This window comes from Lactiplantibacillus mudanjiangensis (genome assembly GCF_005405385.1).
GTDB classification, from domain to species: domain Bacteria; phylum Bacillota; class Bacilli; order Lactobacillales; family Lactobacillaceae; genus Lactiplantibacillus; species Lactiplantibacillus mudanjiangensis.
Map to the genome: position 1 here is coordinate 72,480 of NZ_BJDY01000005.1, position 16,315 is coordinate 88,794.

Here is a 16,315-nt window from a genome sequence, read left to right on the forward strand (position 1 = left end):
TCAGATGTTATATTTTGATTACTTACACACTTGTTATTCTAATGTTTGAAACTACTAGTGTCAACTTAAAGTCCTATGTGAAACAGCGCGAAACTGGCTTCAACCAAGGCTCAGCCTGCATATTTATGTAAAAAAATACCCGTAGCACAACGGCTACAGGTATTCATATCAAACTTATTTATCGTCAGTTGTGGCATCATCTAAAGGCAATTCACTTGGATCAGCTTCGGTTGCAGCTTCCTCAGCCTCGTCACCCTTAGCATCCATCCCATAAGCATCCCGCACTTTTTGACGAACTTCCGCCATCACATCAGGATGTTCAGCCAAGTATTTCTTCGCATTTTCACGGCCTTGACCAATTCGATCATCACCGTATGAATACCAAGAACCACTCTTCTTCACGATATCTTTATCAGCAGCCATATCGACAATTTCACCCGTTTGTGAAATACCATGACCGTACATGATATCAACTTCAGCTCGTTTGAATGGTGGCGCTACCTTATTCTTGACCACTTTGATTCGAACACGGTTCCCGATAATATCGGTCCCATCTTTAATCTGTTCAGCTCGACGAACTTCCAAACGGATCGTCGCATAGAATTTCAAGGCCCGACCACCAGGAGTCGTTTCAGGATTACCGAACATAACCCCAACTTTTTCACGAATTTGGTTAATGAATAACGCAATCGTCTTGGTCTTATTCAAAGTTCCTGAAAGTTTCCGAAGCGCTTGTGACATTAACCGTGCTTGTAAACCAACATGGGCATCACCCATTTCGCCTTCAATTTCAGCTCGTGGTACTAACGCTGCCACAGAATCGACAACTAGAATATCAACCGCACCACTGGAAACCAAGGCATCAGCAATTTCCAACCCTTGTTCACCAGTATCTGGTTGTGATAACAATAGATCATCAATGTTAACGCCTAAGTGTTCAGCGTAAACAGGATCTAACGCATTTTCCGCATCGATATAAGCGGCAGTCCCGCCTTGCTTTTGAACTTCCGCAACGGCATGTAAAGCCACCGTCGTTTTACCGGAACTTTCAGGCCCATAGATTTCCACAATCCGGCCGCGCGGATAACCGCCAACACCGAGCGCATCGTCCAAGGCTAAAGACCCACTAGAGATTGTTGAAATTGCGGTATTTGCCGCATCCCCCATCCGCATAATGGAGCCTTTACCAAAGTTCTTTTCAATTTTTTTAAGGGCAGCATCGAGTGCTGCTTGCCGTGCATCAGCCAAATTATTTCCTCCTTTGGTTCTCGCTCTTAACTCTTAATATCATAGCTGTTCAGTCACCGAATTGCAAGCAAAAAGCGAACAAAAGTTCGGTTTATTTTTCAAGCAGCTTGTCCAGCACTAATTGCCGTCGTAACAAGTCTAATCCGGCCAAGACACTCCGTTCCCGAATTCGTTGCCGATCTCCAGCAAAGTGATACAACCGGGCAATCGGTGCTTTATCTCGATAGGCCAGCCCGATCCAAACGGTTCCAGCCGGTTGACCTTCGAGTGGATCTGGCCCAGCTGAACCAGTAAAACTCAGCGCAACATCCGTCTGTAACTGCTGTTGGGCACCGCTTGCCATCGCCTTAGCTGTCGCTTCAGACACCACCCCATCGTGATCAATTACCGCTTGCGGCACATTAACCAGCTGATGTTTAACCGCATTGGCATATGTCACAAAACCGCCGGGAAAAATGGCCGAAACGCCAGGAACACTGCCAATCGTGCTTTGAAACATGCCAGCCGTTAAACTTTCAGCAGCTGTTATACTGAGTCGACAGTCAATTAAACGCTGCACCACAACTTGCGCTAATGAGTTGTCGTCACCGTAACCATATAAATAGTCCCCGGCTGCCACTTTGATCTGCGTTTCAGTGGCATCTATTAGCTGCTTAGCCGCAGTTTGGGTATCTGCTTGAGCACTTAGTCGCAAGGTCACTTCATTGGCCTTAGCGTACGGCGCAATTGTCACTGCAGCTTGAGTCGCAATTAACGGTTGCAGTCGTGTGGCCAGTTCAGACTCGCTGATGCCAAAGAACCGCAACACCCGTGAATAGATCTGAGCCTGGTGACCATATACCGCTTGTAACTTTGGTTTAGCTTCCGTATCAAACATCATCGTCAACTCGCGCGGTGGTCCTGGCAACAATAAGAAATCGGCCGAATCTGGCGATTGGTAAAAGGCCCCGACCGCTAGACCATTATGATTCACTAACGGCGTTGCACCAGCTGGATACAAGGCTTGCAAGCGATTATTAGCAGTCATCACTTGTTGACTTTGATCGAAAAATGCCGTTATCTTTTGCATCGCAGTCGGCTCCTCAATCAGCGAGACATTCAAATACTGCGCGACTGTTTGCTTAGTTAAATCATCTTTTGTCGGCCCTAATCCCCCTGATAAAATCACGAGATCATTACGTTGCGCCGCAATTTCAATCGCCGCTGTCAATCGTTTGGGATTATCGCCCACGACCGTTTGATAATAGCTATCAATTCCCAATTCGGCTAAACCTTGTGCAATGTACGTACTATTCGTATTGGTTATTTGGCCGAGCAAAATTTCGGTGCCGACCGCAATAATTTCTGCTTGCATTCTTGACTGACCTTCCTCTTTATAACGTGTGTTCGTTACGTTAAGTATATACGAAATTGATTTATGACCGCACTAAAAAAGTTCTGCTTTTCAGCAGAACTTTTGGTAGATACTTATTTAAATCCATCTGAGAAGACATCGCGATTTTGCACGAAGTAATCAATCCCCGAGTAAATGACGAAGAAGAGACAGATGTAGAGCATGATACTGGCAAACGGCACATTCAGCGCCGCAAAACCAACGTTGTTCAGTAACAACAAAATGATGGCAATCATTTGTGTGGTTGTTTTAATCTTACCAGGCATAGCTGCTGCCATGACTTGACCGTTATTTTCGACAATCAAAAGTCGTAACCCAGTAACTGCTAATTCCCGGCACATGATAATCGCTACAACCCAGTCGGGTGCAGCATTCAACCGCACTAAGATGATTAAGGCCGTCATCACCAACATTTTATCTGCTAACGGGTCAGCAAACTTACCAAAATTAGTCACCAAATGTTGATGCCGTGCAATCTTGCCATCAGCTAAATCGGTTAGTGACGCCACCGCAAAAATGATGGTTGCCAATACTTGTGTCATCGGAATTGTCGTTCCTAGCCAAACGACTTGGCCCCAGTCTAAAGGTAAGACCATAATCAGAATAAAAACGGGAATTAAGATAATCCGAAACACGGTTAATTTATTGGGTAAATTCAAGGCTCAAACTCCTTTACAGCGCTTATTTAATGGTTAACGTAATCGTCCGTACTTGTGTGGTACTATTGTCGGGATTGAAATTAAACGTCTTACCATTAATTTTTGCTGAAGTTGCCGCTGCATTCCCAAATTGGAATTTAACGGTGGTGGCATTACTTGGTAACGTTACGGTGTGTGACCCACCAGCTGTTAACGTCCCTTGCCAAGTTGTTGAACCATTGGTTGTGACAGAAGTCCAAGCAGCTTTAGACGCCTTTAAAACGATCTTGTTTTTCTTGGCGCCATTAGTCAACGTATAAGCTGTGGTACTGCTACCAACTGCTTTAATCGTTTGCTTGCTACTGCTCTTCTTAGTCGCAGCCTTCTTTGAACTAGCCTTAGCAGCACTACTGCTACTTGCAGCTTTCTTTGAGCTAGCTTTGCTACTAGTCTTAGAACTCGATACTTGAGTCGATGAACTGCTAGAACTAGCGGCCGTGCTTGAGCTAGAATGGGTCCGCACAGCCATAAACCAGATAAACAATAAAATTAAAACGACAATCGCCGTAATAATAATCGTTGGTAAATAGTTCCGTACTCGATTCGTCGGACTAGTTGGCTGTTCACGTGTGGCCGTCCGTGTTGGTTGGACGTCATCCACGTTTTGCACATTCACTTCGGCATGAGTTGCAGGCAATTCATCGCGGTATTCTTGCAACAAGTCATTCCCATTCAAATCAACCGTATCAGCATATTGCTTGATAAAGGCCCGAACATAAAAATCACCCGGTAACTTATCAAATTGCTCATCTTCAATCGCAATTAAATATCGTTTTTGAATCTTGGTGATTTGTTGCAAATCATCAATTGTTAACCCTTTAGCGGTCCGCGCGGCTTTTAACCGCGCCCCAATACTGCTTTTTTCTTCATTTTCACTCATTGACTTTTTCTCCACCCTAAGTCTATTTTCAAAAATCTTTCGTTTCATAGTATAGCACAGCCGTTGTCTCGTCGAAACTAATCACGCGAAATTTCAGACTTCCTTAACCCTTGGTTACCGGCTGAATCTGATACTCACTAATGGCTTGTGATGTCAGTAATTCACGCGCAATCGCTTGGATATCAGCCAACGTTAAACTGGCAATGATTGCGGGTTCATCAAACAACGTCCTGTTGCCAAATAGCTGCTGATCATAACGATTAGCCACCGCTTCAAGCGAATTCGCCATAAAGACAACTCGGCCAATCATTTCTTTTTTAATCATCGCTAGTAAGTTTTCTTGACCATCGACGGCCTGGGTCCAATTCTCTAAACCGGCAATAATCGCGGCATCAAATTGAGCTGGCTCATTAGTTTCACCACTAAAGGTCAAGAAATTAAACCCATTTTGCAGTTCAAAATCATAACCAAATGTATCATCGATGACGCCTTGATCATAGAGCTTTAGATAATTTTGAGAGGTATCGCCAAACAATAATTCTAATAAGACGTTAACCCCTGCTCGATATTTCAAGGCCGATAAGCCAACTTCAACGGGAGCTAGGCCCTTCACCCCAACAACGGTTTTAGCACGATTAACCGGCATATTAATCATCCGATACGGAATAATATCGTGGCCGTCAGTAATCGTGGCTGGCAGTTTACGTTCGATTGGTTGGAAAGCGTCAAAGTGCTTCTTAGCTTGATTATTATTGATCCATTCCAGAACTTCATCAGGATCTAATTTACCAACCACAAATAACGTCATGTTCTCTGGATGATAGAAAGTCCGATAAGCGGCATATAAATCATCGGCCGTAATCTTAGCAATTGATTCGGTCGTCCCAGCAATATCATATTGCAACGGGTGGTTTGGATACAGATTGCCAATCATCCCAAAATACAAGCGCCAACTGGGATCATCATTGTACATTTCGATTTCTTGCCCAATAATCCCTTTTTCTTTTTCAACGGTCTGCTTACTAAAGTAAGGATCTTGAACAAAATCAAGTAGGGTCTCCAAATTTTCACGCAAGTTACGGGTCGCTGAAAATAAGTAACTCGTCCGTGTAAAGCTGGTAAAGGCATTCGCATTCGCCCCATATTGACCAAAGGTTTGAAATGCATCATGATCGGCTTTTTCAAACATTTTATGTTCCAAAAAGTGCGCGATACCATCTGGGAAACGACGTAATTCCGTTTCGCCAGCCGGAACGAAGGTGTTATCAATCGAGCCATAATTGGTCGTTAGCACCGCATAAGTCTTATGATAACCCGCTTTTGGTAACATCGTCACCGTTAAACCGTTAGTCAACTTGGTTTGATAACTGGTTTCATTAAATTGTTCATATTGCTTAACGTCCATTACTGCCCACCTCCATTCAAAAAGAAGCCGTTATTTAAAGTCACTAATTGGGCGACAGCTTGAACTTGTTCACGAGTAACGGCCTGAATTTGTTGTAGCCAGTCGTCATCCGTAATGGTGCGCTTGGTTAAATCGTCGATCAACGCTTGAATCGCAAACGTTCGTTGACTATCTAGACTTGATTCAAAATCATTAATTAACCCTAGTTTAATTTGGGCCATTAAGTCATCAGTAAAGTCACCATGCTTAATCGCCGTCAGTTGCTCGTCAATAATGGCTAATACTTGATCGTGCTTATGACCATCGATCCCGGCTTGAACTTTCATCACGCCACGGAACGTGTCCAGTGAACTGCTAGCATAATAGGCTAAACTAGCCTTTTCCCGCACATTCATGAATAACTTCGACAACGGTGATCCACCAAAAAGCTCATTAAACACTAAAGCCGCATAGTAATGTTCACCGCGATAAAAGACTGGCAAATCATACCCCAAGTTTAACTTAGCTTGACTCAAGTCTTGCCGTTCTTGGATTTCAACGTAGCGACCTAGATTTTGATGTTTAAAAAACGGCGCTAACTGATCCGTTGGACGATCCGTAAAACCGACTGCTTGCCAACGAGCCGTCACATCGTCAACATCTACATCCCCCACCACGATAATATCAATCTGATCACGGGCCAATACCCGTTGATAGTAGGCATACAAGTCACGGGCATTGATCGATGCTAAATCGGTCGTCACCCCGTAACTTGGAATCTGTTGAGCTGGCATACCGTCAAACAACGCTTCGTTAAGCTTTTGCGCCGCATAGTATTGTTTATCATCAGTAACTGATTCAATCGATGCTTTTAAGTTAATCACTTGACGATCAAACGTTGCTTGGTCAAACTGGCTATCTTTGACCAGTGGCCGATAAATAATATTTTGTAAAAATTGAATGGCACTGGCCGTTAAGGCGTCGTCAGTGTCTAAATAACGTTCATTTGGGACTGTAATGGCTAATTGGAGGCTATGTGTCGGTCCCTTGCGACTCACACCAGCACCAAATGCCGCGCCATACATATTCGCTAACGCATGTGCTAAGGCCCGTTGGTCAGGATAGTCGGCCGAACTGGTCTCTAATAAATTGGTAATCAACGCCCGTTTTGTGATTTCATCACGTCGCAGTGGCGCTCTAAAATTAACGATAATTTGGTTGGTTTTAAATTGATGACTAGTTACCGTCGTCAACTGAACCCCTTTTGCTAATTGAACTTGCAAATTCAGTCCTCCTTGATTGTATGTATAAATAATAAGCGAAAGGCTATGTTGACGCAACTTTGTCAGTCGCAATTATTTTCAAAAAAGTTGTCATTTGCAGTGTAACTGGTAAAAGTACTAAAAAATGAGAAGTTTATGAGGTCAGTTTAACATTGCAAACTCGCGGTTTGTCTGCTATTCTTTTCATTATTGATAAAATTTAGGAGCGATTTAATGTGAAAGTAATTAAATTTGGTGGCAGTTCGCTTGCCAGTAGTACTCAACTGCAAAAAGTCCTGTCGATCGTCCAAGCTGACGACCAGCGAAAATATGTGATTGTTTCCGCACCAGGTAAACGGTTCGCCGGCGACACGAAAGTCACCGATTTATTAATTCAATATGCGCGCCAAACGATTCATCATCAAAACACGACTGCAGTGGTGGAAACGTTGATTGATCGTTACGCCGAAATTGGTCATGGCTTCAATGTACCTGAGGCTCAATTAACACCAATCTTTGACATTATTCGCGACTTGCCACACCAAGACTATGCGGATAATACTTATTTAATGGCTACTTTCAAGGCTCATGGTGAACGGCTCAACGCCCAACTCGTGGCCGCAGTCTTTGCGCAAGCCGGCTTAAATGCACGCTACTTAGATCCTAAAGACGCTGGCATGGTCGTGACCGATGTCCCCGATGATGCTCAGATCATTGACAGCAGTTATGACCAACTGGCAAAATGGGCCAATAGTGATCAGATTTTAGTTATTCCTGGCTTTTTCGCCTACAATCGTAATGGCCAAATTTGTACATTTTCACGTGGTGGCTCTGACATCACCGGTGCCATTATCGCGCGTGGTGTTCACGCTGATCGCTACGAAAACTTTACCGATGTTGATGCTATTTACGCAGTTAATCCCTCATTGGTCGCTCAACCAGCTGCCATTGCTGAAATGACTTTTAGGGAAATGCGTGAACTTTCATACGCCGGCTTTTCCGTTTTCCATGATGAAGCCTTAATCCCAGCAATTCAAGGTAATATCACAGTCAATGTGAAAAATACGAACCATCCCGAGGCCCCAGGAACGTTGATCAAATCAACTCGTACTGCCAGCACGCAATACCCAGTCACGGGGATTGCCAGTTCATCGAGTTTCTGTTCCTTATACTTGCGTAAATACTTGCTTAATAAAGAAGTTGGCTTTGGGCGTAAAATTCTCACAATTTTAGAGGATCATCACGTGAGTTACGAACACATGCCATCCGGGATTGATGATTTAACGATCATCTTTGATGAACATCAATTAACCCCAGAACTCGAAAAGACACTCACTGAAGAGATTTCAGACGCGGTTCATCCTGATGAACTTTATTTCACTCATGATTATTCCATTTTAATGATTGTTGGTGAAAGCATGCGTAATCGGGTAGGTATCATGTCTCGGGCTGCCACGGCTTTAGCCAATAGTAACATTAAGCTAATCATGGTCAACCAAGGTGCTTCCGAAATTTCTATTATGTTCGGGGTTCATGACCACGATGCTGACCAAGCCGTCATTGCTTTATATAACGAATTTTTTAAATAATCTAATCGCATCGGCCATTACGGTCGGTGTTTTTTTGTATTGCTAAGGGTTAAAAGATAATGATGATGGTCCCTTACCAGTATTCAGGCTAATGAGCCACCTACGTCAGCCAGTGATTCTGCCGGCTGTGGGGACCGATTTCAGCCAAAATGCGGGCTTCAATCTCGCTTGAAAGCCAAGCAAAAAACACTAGTCTTTCAAGACGTCCACGTCGTAAGTCCGGCAAAAACACCCGGACAACGACGTTTTCACGGCCGGCGCCATCACTGCCTGACTCCGGTTGTTAATTAAGCTTGTGATCACCACTAAACCGAGAGCGAGCACACATCTTTGGCTGAACCGGCCCGCCCACAGCGTTCCGGCTCAATGCGGGCGAACGGTAGGTGGCAAGTAAGTCTCTTTTCAATCAACAAAAAACGACCACCATCCGGCAGTCGTCATTTACTAGTTTAGTTTTCAACCTTTTGATTACCAAACCACTTCTTATTAATTTTAGCTAACGTTCCGTTGGCCTTCAATGTTTTCAAACCAGCGTTGATTTTAGCCTTCATTGTCTTATCACCTTTGCGCATCCCAACCGCGAAATCTTCCGATTTAAAGGTGCCTTGGGTTTCTTGGTAATCGGCCGAGTTGGCTTCGTGCTTAATATAATAACTCGCATAAACACTATCAATCAATAGCCCTTTAATCCGCCCCGCATTCAAGTCTAAGAAAGCATTCGTAAAGGTATCGTATTGAATTGGCGTCTTTTTAGCAATCTTATTTTTCAATAGTTTCGGATTGTTCTCCAAGGATTCGTAACCTGACGAACCTGATTGAACCCCTAATGTCTTACCAGTCATATCATTAAATGACGTGATGTGGTTCTTCTTTAACGAAACTAACACTTGTTTATTCTTCAAGTAAGTATCACTGAATGCCACTACTTTTTCCCGCTGTGGATTCTTGGTATACCCGTTCCAAATTAAATCAATGGTCCCATTACGTAATTCCGTGGCGTTCATTGACCAATCAATGGTTTGAAAACTCACTTTAATGCCATAAAGTTTAAAAACAGCCCGTGCTAAGTCAACATCATAACCAACTAGTTTCCCAGATTTTTCTCGAAAACCCATTGGGACAAAGCTGTCATCTAAGCCGACAACGACGGTACCACGCTTCTTGATTTTCGCCCAAGTATCTTGCGTATTCGCCCGTGTGGTGACACTTTCACAACCAGATAAGCTCCCAGCCATACCAATCAGTAAGATGAATAGCAGGCCGAGGGTCATGATTTTTTTCTTCATTCTGCCACCCCCTACTTCGATTGATTCGGTTCAACCCGTAACATGTCGTCTGCAATATTTTCCGCAAAGGTAAGATCATGGCTAACCACGATCTGTGTCATCCCATCCGCTTTTAATCCTAAGATTAGCTTTTCAACTTCTTGCCGTAAGTTAGGATCAAGTGCTGACGTTGGTTCGTCATAACACAAAACGTTGGGTTTCATAGCTAATGCTCGCGCAATAGCAACCCGTTGTTGTTGTCCACCAGAAAGTTGATATGGATATTGATCGCCATGATCACCCAAATCTAACCGTTCCAACAATTTTTGGGCATTAGCTTGCGCATCCGCTTCACTTTCCTTTAAAACCATCGTTGGTGCCAAAGTAATGTTCTGCAAGACTGTTAAATGTGGAAATAATTGGAAATTTTGGAAAACCACGCCAATGACACTTTCATTGGTCCGATTGGTATATGGATCAAAAGGTTGGCCATCAATAAGGAATTCCCCTTCATCCACTTTTTCCAAACCGGTAATGCAGCGGAGCAAGGTGGTCTTCCCAGCACCGGAAGGGCCGACAATACTCAAAACTTCACCATCTTTAACGGTTAAATCTAATTGGTCGATGATCGTCCGATCACCAAACCGTTTTGTAATATTTTTAAGTGTTAACATGCGACTACCTCCCTATTTCCAGTAACTATAGTGTTTTTCGACCCGACCAAGTACAAAAGTCGTGACCGCCGTCAAGACTAAGTAGATCACCCCGACTAACAACAATGGAATTAACGTGACATCACGTGCGGTGGCCACGTTACCTGCACGAAGCAAGTCGCCCAATCCAATCACGTAAACCAACGATGAATCCTTAATCAAGTTAATGACTTCATTCCCAACCGATGGCAACACGATCTTGACCACTTGTGGGATCACAATCTTGCGAATCGTTTGTGCATAGCTTAGACGTAACACTCGGGCACTTTCATATTGGCCATTATCAATTGATTGTAAGCCCCCACGGAAGATTTCGGCAAAGTAAGCGGCGTAATTTAAGATAAACGCGAACAATGCTGCTTCATAACGTGGGAAGACAATGCCAATCAATGGAAACCCATAAAAGACAACGATCAATTGAAGTAACAATGGGGTTCCTCGCATTAACCAAACGTAAAAGTTAATTAGCCATTGTAGCGGTTTGATATTGGAGATTAGCCCTAAACTCAAAATCAACCCTAATGGCAATGACCCGACCAACGTCCATAAAAAGACTTGCAGCGTCAAACCGGCGCCAGATAACAATGATGGCAAAATTTCTAAAATATAATGCATGTGTATTCCCTCCTAATTCACTAAAACAGTCACAAAAAAAGTCCCCTTGAGCCTTAAGCTCAAGAGGACGATTGGACGCGGTACCACCTCAGTTCGTAGTCACTTCACAGTCACTACCTCAGGGAGTTTAGTGATAATAAAAAAAATCGCCCCTAGGCCTACAGCCTAAGAGGACGATTTTTATCGCGGTTCCACCTCATCTTCATCAATTGCTCACGCAATTGAACTCAGCGAGTTTATCACTAAACTCCGCCGCTAACGAGGCCAACCGAAATGACTTACTTCATTCAGTCATTCAACTCACAGATGTGGTTCGTCATTTAAACGTGATCGACTTTTCACCGCCGTCGACTCTCTGCTCACCGTCTAACCAACTACTCTTCTGTTCTCTGTTTTTTAATGTTGTTCTCATACTAACGAAAACTTTGCTAGCCGTCAAGCCCTAATCACTTATTTTCGATGAAAAATTCCAGCAATCCGTGACCAGACACCTGGCTTTTGGGTCTCTAAGTTCATCAATGGCACGGTTTCGCCTTCAATTCGACGAGCAATATTTCGATAACCCTGTGCCGCTGGATTTTTAGGATCAAGCACGATTGGTTCACCATTATTCGATGTCCGAATGACCGCATCATCATCAAACACAATCCCTAAAAGATCAATTGATAAATGGTGGGTAATTTCGTCAATATCCATGGTTTCACCATCTTGCATCATCCGTTGTCGAATCCGGTTGATCACCAACCGTGGCGCTTCAGCTAGTGGATATTGTTCCAATAACCCAACGACACGATCGGCATCACGAATCGCTGAAATTTCTGGCGTTGACACAATAATGGCCGCATCTGCACCGGCAATCGCGTTCATAAACCCGCGTTCAATCCCCGCTGGACAATCTAACAAAACATAGTCAAAGTCCGGTTTGAGTTCTTCTACCAAGGCTTTGACTTGATCAGGATTGAGATCATCCTTATCCGCATTTTGAGCCGCTGGCAACAAATATAACAGATCATCAAAGCGCTTGTCTTTGACTAATGCCTGACGTAATTGCGCCCGATTTTTGACCACATCCACGATGTCATACAAAATTCGGTTATCTAAACCTAAAATCACATCCAAGTTTCGCAAGCCGATATCTAAATCGACTAAACAAACTTTTTTGCCCATTAAGGCTAGTGCTGTCCCGAGATTGGCAGTCGTCGTTGTTTTACCGACGCCCCCCTTACCAGAGGTCACAACAATTGCTTTTCCCATCAAATATGTCCTCCATTCTGAATGAATAATTTAGGTCGTACGCGTTTTAACTGATTCAACGGTTGATAATCCAAGGTTTGAATGTCATTGATATACACCACGTTGGTATCATCAACGATTTTAGCTGGATCAACTAACTCAAGCAGTTCACCAACCCGCACTTTTGGAACAGTTGCGAGCGGGCTCACAATCACGGCCTCATTATGATCAGGATAACCGGCTTCCAAAGCACCGGCGACTTCCCCCATCACAAAGATATTCCCACTTGCTTGCAAAACGCCGCCTTCATGAATTTTACCAAAGAACAGCACATCACCAGTAATTGTCACAACTTGTCCATTACGAATAATTTGATTGACCAAATGAACCGTTTCCCGGTCAATCATCGCTAACGCATCAGACGTTAACACCACATCGGACGTTAACTTATGAATACTAAAGGACGGATAACGATTGATCAGCTTGGTCACTGCTTGCGTCTGATCGGCCGTTAACAACCGACCTTCGGTACTCATATCAAAAGAGATTTGTTTGTCAGTCGTATTGTCAACTTGCAACCGGTCTAATAAGGTCTTCAAATCAACCATAATCTCATCAAACCCGGCAGCCTGCCGAAAGATTAATTCATAGCCATCATTACTGGCTTTTAAAACCACACTTTGTTGCATGTTGTGAATTCCTTTCTACCGACTAACTAACTTTTAGATACAACTGCCGTACTGGATAATACAAAATGACAAACAAGGCTAAGTTGACCGCAATGGTTGGGCCTAATGTATAGACCGCAAAGTCGGCTAAGTTACTCGTAATTACTTTACCAATTAAATACCAAATATAAACGAAAGCTTCGACAATCGTTAAGTTGATAATATAGACCATCAGCATGGTCAGAAAGTTTAAGTCTAACCAAGGCTTAATCTGACGACTGATATAAACAACCAGTGGTAAGGCGACTAGATAGACCCCAAAAACACCGGTATAATACCAATCAAAAATTAACCCAGCAAAGGCTGCCCATAAACCTACCGGCAGCTCCCCTCGATCATCCAAGAAGATTGCAAAGACAATCCATAATAGGACTAAATGCAACACACTGGAATAGGGATACTTAAACAAATGGCCCGCAAAAGCGTTAGATAACGAACCATCCAAAAAGAGGGCTAAGAACAACCCAATTGGGAAGATAATTTTCAAACGTGAATATCGCAAGTCCATACCTCCCTTACTTCACGGCAACCGTGACCACCGTTAAATCACTCAAGTCGGCAGCTGGGGTAATGCGGACTTCCGAAGCCAACCCATAATCATCTTGTTTAACGCTGGCAACTGTCCCAACGTACAAGCCCTTAGGCGTCACACCACCCAAACCACTGGTGACAACTTTGTCACCCTTTTCGATCTTGGTCTTTGAAGTGACTGAACCCATTTCAATCAAGTTGGTACTCTTATCATAACCCGTCACAATCCCATTGACCGTACTACCAGATTTATTGGTAACTTGAATGGCGAATTTATCCGCTGACGAACTGGTATTTGAAATCAATTCAACTTTTGAATTAGTTTGATTGACTTCAACCACTCGACCAATCAGACCTGATTGTGACATGACTGGCATATTCTTCTTAATCCCAGCAGTAGCCCCTTTAGAAATCACCAATTGGTTCATCCATGAAGATGGCGTCCGCGTCAAGACATTAGCCGTTACAGCTGTGTAGTCTGACAAGGATTTATTTAATTTTAATTCTTTACGTAACTGCTTATTTTCCGCCGTCGCGGTTTGTGCATTGACTTTAACTTGTGCTAATTGGTCAACTTGTTTCTTTAACTTTTGGTTTTCTTGGTAAGTATTTAATAAATCAGATACCGAATTAGAAGCACCTTGGAGTCCATTGACCGGCCAAGCAACGACGCGATCAACGGCCCCCACTACATCGTTCCCGAATTGCTGGATCAATGGTGGTGTTGACTTCTTATTACGGATAGCGACAGAAACGCTCATCAAGCCGAGACTGACAATTAACACAATAATCACGATTACCAGTTTACGGTTGGAAAAAAACTTTTGCATGTTGAACCCCCGGTCGAAAATTCAATTTGTTAACAATAAATAAGCGGGAAGTCATCTTCCCGCCCACTTGTTATCGCTTTTTCATAACATCGATGCTCTTAAGTGATTCACCAGTCCCAACGGCCACACAATCAAGTGGTTCGTTAGCAATGAATACTGGCACTTTAGTCGCATCAGCAATGACTTCGGAAAGATTCTTCAAAAGGGCGCCACCACCGGTCAAAACAATCCCGTGGTCAATCACATCAGAAGCGATTTCTGGGGATGTTTCTTCGAGGGTTTCCTTAATAGCCGAAATAATTTCTGAGACGATTTCTTGAATCGCTTCAGCAACATCAACCGCTGAAATTTCAACCGTTTTTGGTAACCCAGATAATAAGTCCCGGCCCCGAATCGTTGAACTTTCAATATCTTTAGCTGCTTCTAATGAAGCAGAGCCGACATCAATTTTTAATTGTTCCGCAGTCCGTTCACCAATTAACAGGTTAAACTTCTGACGGACGTGATAAATGATTGAATCATCAATCTTATCACCAGCCATACGGATCGAACGACTAGACACAATTCCACCTAAGGAAATTGTGGCAACGTCAGTCGTCCCACCACCAATATCAACCACCATGCTACCGGTTGGATCCATAACTGGCAAACCAGCACCGATCGCAGCAGCAAATGGTTCTTCAATGACATAAGCATCACGTGCACCAGCAACTCGAGTTGCATCGATAACGGCCCGCTTTTCAACTTCAGTTACACCACTTGGTACGCAAACCATGACATATGGTTTACCATTTGAGCGGCCTAACGTCTTTTGAATAAAGTATTTCATCATCGCAACGGTTGTATCGTAGTCTGCAATGACCCCATCTTTCATTGGTCGAATCGCAACAATACTTGCTGGCGTTCTCCCGATCATATCCCGTGCTTCTGAACCAACAGATACGATCTCACCAGTCTTCGTGTTCTTCGCAACCACGGATGGTTCTCGTAGTACGATTCCCTTGCCGTCAACGTACACAATCGTGTTGGCAGTACCGAGATCGATCCCGATATTCTTTGTCCCAAATCCGAACACTACATTCATCCCTTCATCATTTACAAATTTATATTATTTTATTAGTCATAATAGTAAGTATTATAGCATAATAGCCCAGCATAAAAAACTTGCCTGAAACCTAGCATACCGTAATCTATTAAAAAATACAGTCCCATTATTGAACTTAGATAAAATTTAACAAAAAACGCGATTAGGCGAATAATATTCGTCCTAACCCCGTTATTTTACCACATTCTTTTCTCAATCCGTATTACAATTTAACAACCCTTTTTCTGCAAAGCTAAAGTAATCGTTTTCACCAATAATCAAGCTATCCAAAACCGGTATGCCTAATAATTCACCACTTGAAACTAACCGATCGGTAAACTGGCGATCAGCTATTGATGGCGTCGCATCACCACTAGGATGATTGTGGGCCACAACAATCCGAGCTGTCGTGGTTTGTAATGCTACTTGAAATAGTTCTCGTGGATGAACTGGACACGTATTGAGCGTCCCCTGAAACACAATTTGCCGACGAACAATCTGATTTTTAGTATCTAAACATAACAATAATAATTGTTCTTGTACTTGTTGCGCAAAATCGTGTTGCAAGGCACTTCCCAAACTTTGACTACCAAAAACTTGCCCTAAAACGACCCGGGGTTGGCGCTGCAGTAACTGCCCACATTGCAATGCGGTTAGTAAGCCTTGCCACAAAGGATCTGTGACTGGTTGTTGTGACCAAGTTGCCACTTGATCAATCGGATAACGTCCCATAAATTGTTGCGTCGCGATAGCCGCCGGTTTGGGCGCCAATTGTGTCAAAAAATACGTCCCAATCAACTGTTTAATCTGTGCGGTCCAATCAGGATAAGTTACGATTGCAGTACTATTCATCAGTGTCACC

The 16,315-nt window shown here is 43.4% G+C and carries 16 protein-coding genes and 1 other annotated feature; of the genes, 1 reads left to right on the top strand and 15 read right to left on the bottom strand.

What is annotated here, in order from left to right:
- Positions 1-174 precede the first annotated feature (174 nt).
- The 6 genes from recA to yfmF all read right to left on the bottom strand — a co-directional run bounded on the left by recA (position 175) and on the right by yfmF (position 6,886).
- Positions 175-1,248, bottom strand: a complete 1,074-nt coding sequence (recA, locus tag FFM84_RS11490; RefSeq protein ID WP_130845691.1) for a recombinase RecA — start codon at positions 1,246-1,248, stop codon at positions 175-177.
- A gap of 91 nt (positions 1,249-1,339) precedes the next feature.
- Complete coding sequence (locus FFM84_RS11495) at positions 1,340-2,602, bottom strand: competence/damage-inducible protein A (protein ID WP_130845690.1); 1,263 nt, start codon at positions 2,600-2,602, stop codon at positions 1,340-1,342.
- A 113-nt stretch (positions 2,603-2,715) separates the two neighbouring features.
- Positions 2,716-3,300 (bottom strand): CDP-diacylglycerol--glycerol-3-phosphate 3-phosphatidyltransferase, encoded by a 585-nt coding sequence (gene pgsA / locus FFM84_RS11500; RefSeq protein WP_130845689.1) that lies wholly within the window; start codon positions 3,298-3,300, stop codon positions 2,716-2,718.
- 22 nt (positions 3,301-3,322) lie between these two features.
- Positions 3,323-4,219, bottom strand: a complete 897-nt coding sequence (locus FFM84_RS11505; protein ID WP_130845688.1) for a helix-turn-helix domain-containing protein — start codon at positions 4,217-4,219, stop codon at positions 3,323-3,325.
- A 103-nt stretch (positions 4,220-4,322) separates the two neighbouring features.
- Entirely contained in the window at positions 4,323-5,624 is a 1,302-nt protein-coding gene (yfmH, locus tag FFM84_RS11510; protein WP_130845687.1) for an EF-P 5-aminopentanol modification-associated protein YfmH, read from the bottom strand.
- Positions 5,624-6,886, bottom strand: a complete 1,263-nt coding sequence (gene yfmF, locus FFM84_RS11515) for an EF-P 5-aminopentanol modification-associated protein YfmF (RefSeq protein ID WP_130845686.1) — start codon at positions 6,884-6,886, stop codon at positions 5,624-5,626. The genes yfmH and yfmF overlap by 1 nt, the downstream gene beginning before the upstream one ends.
- A 215-nt stretch (positions 6,887-7,101) precedes the next feature.
- Between yfmF and FFM84_RS11520 the strand changes: the two genes are divergently transcribed.
- Positions 7,102-8,454 (top strand): aspartate kinase, encoded by a 1,353-nt coding sequence (locus tag FFM84_RS11520; protein ID WP_130845685.1) that lies wholly within the window; start codon positions 7,102-7,104, stop codon positions 8,452-8,454.
- A 449-nt stretch (positions 8,455-8,903) separates the two neighbouring features.
- On the opposite strand, the gene FFM84_RS11525 is transcribed toward FFM84_RS11520, so the two are convergent.
- The 9 genes from FFM84_RS11525 to FFM84_RS11565 form a co-directional block, all read right to left on the bottom strand.
- Positions 8,904-9,740, bottom strand: coding sequence for an amino acid ABC transporter substrate-binding protein (locus FFM84_RS11525; protein ID WP_130845684.1), 837 nt, complete (start codon positions 9,738-9,740; stop codon positions 8,904-8,906).
- An 11-nt stretch (positions 9,741-9,751) separates the two neighbouring features.
- Complete coding sequence (locus tag FFM84_RS11530; RefSeq protein WP_130845683.1) at positions 9,752-10,393, bottom strand: amino acid ABC transporter ATP-binding protein; 642 nt, start codon at positions 10,391-10,393, stop codon at positions 9,752-9,754.
- 12 nt (positions 10,394-10,405) lie between these two features.
- On the bottom strand, positions 10,406-11,047 hold the full coding sequence (locus FFM84_RS11535) for an amino acid ABC transporter permease (protein ID WP_130845682.1): 642 nt from the start codon (positions 11,045-11,047) through the stop codon (positions 10,406-10,408).
- A gap of 166 nt (positions 11,048-11,213) precedes the next feature.
- Positions 11,214-11,446: a binding site (T-box leader), on the bottom strand.
- A 51-nt stretch (positions 11,447-11,497) separates the two neighbouring features.
- A complete protein-coding gene (gene minD, locus FFM84_RS11540) occupies positions 11,498-12,301 on the bottom strand; it encodes a septum site-determining protein MinD (RefSeq protein WP_130845681.1) in 804 nt (267 codons plus the stop codon).
- Complete coding sequence (locus FFM84_RS11545; RefSeq protein ID WP_130845680.1) at positions 12,301-12,969, bottom strand: septum site-determining protein MinC; 669 nt, start codon at positions 12,967-12,969, stop codon at positions 12,301-12,303. Before FFM84_RS11545 ends, minD begins: the two co-directional genes overlap by 1 nt.
- A 22-nt stretch (positions 12,970-12,991) precedes the next feature.
- Complete coding sequence (gene mreD, locus FFM84_RS11550) at positions 12,992-13,516, bottom strand: rod shape-determining protein MreD (RefSeq protein WP_225424663.1); 525 nt, start codon at positions 13,514-13,516, stop codon at positions 12,992-12,994.
- Between the two features lie 7 nt (positions 13,517-13,523).
- On the bottom strand, positions 13,524-14,369 hold the full coding sequence (mreC, locus tag FFM84_RS11555) for a rod shape-determining protein MreC (RefSeq protein ID WP_130845678.1): 846 nt from the start codon (positions 14,367-14,369) through the stop codon (positions 13,524-13,526).
- Positions 14,370-14,439: 70 nt separating this feature from the next.
- The gene (locus FFM84_RS11560) at positions 14,440-15,444 is read right to left on the bottom strand and encodes a rod shape-determining protein (protein ID WP_130845781.1); all 1,005 of its coding nucleotides are present in this window, start codon (positions 15,442-15,444) and stop codon (positions 14,440-14,442) included.
- Positions 15,445-15,666: 222 nt separating this feature from the next.
- A complete protein-coding gene (locus FFM84_RS11565) occupies positions 15,667-16,305 on the bottom strand; it encodes a JAB domain-containing protein (protein ID WP_130845677.1) in 639 nt (212 codons plus the stop codon).
- Positions 16,306-16,315: the final 10 nt, after the last annotated feature.

Excerpts from the sequence above, each read along its gene's own strand:
- FFM84_RS11495 (WP_130845690.1), bottom strand. The coding sequence starts at position 2,602 with ATGCAAGCAGAAATTATTGCGGTCGGCACCGAAATTTTGCTCGGCCAA.
- FFM84_RS11505 (WP_130845688.1), bottom strand. The coding sequence starts at position 4,219 with ATGAGTGAAAATGAAGAAAAAAGCAGTATTGGGGCGCGGTTAAAAGCC.
- yfmH (WP_130845687.1), bottom strand. The coding sequence starts at position 5,624 with ATGGACGTTAAGCAATATGAACAATTTAATGAAACCAGTTATCAAACC.
- FFM84_RS11525 (WP_130845684.1), bottom strand. The coding sequence starts at position 9,740 with ATGAAGAAAAAAATCATGACCCTCGGCCTGCTATTCATCTTACTGATT.
- FFM84_RS11530 (WP_130845683.1), bottom strand. The coding sequence starts at position 10,393 with ATGTTAACACTTAAAAATATTACAAAACGGTTTGGTGATCGGACGATC.
- FFM84_RS11535 (WP_130845682.1), bottom strand. The coding sequence starts at position 11,047 with ATGCATTATATTTTAGAAATTTTGCCATCATTGTTATCTGGCGCCGGT.
- minD (WP_130845681.1), bottom strand. The coding sequence starts at position 12,301 with ATGGGAAAAGCAATTGTTGTGACCTCTGGTAAGGGGGGCGTCGGTAAA.
- FFM84_RS11545 (WP_130845680.1), bottom strand. The coding sequence starts at position 12,969 with ATGCAACAAAGTGTGGTTTTAAAAGCCAGTAATGATGGCTATGAATTA.
- mreD (WP_225424663.1), bottom strand. The coding sequence starts at position 13,516 with ATGGACTTGCGATATTCACGTTTGAAAATTATCTTCCCAATTGGGTTG.
- mreC (WP_130845678.1), bottom strand. The coding sequence starts at position 14,369 with ATGCAAAAGTTTTTTTCCAACCGTAAACTGGTAATCGTGATTATTGTG.
- FFM84_RS11565 (WP_130845677.1), bottom strand. The coding sequence starts at position 16,305 with ATGAATAGTACTGCAATCGTAACTTATCCTGATTGGACCGCACAGATT.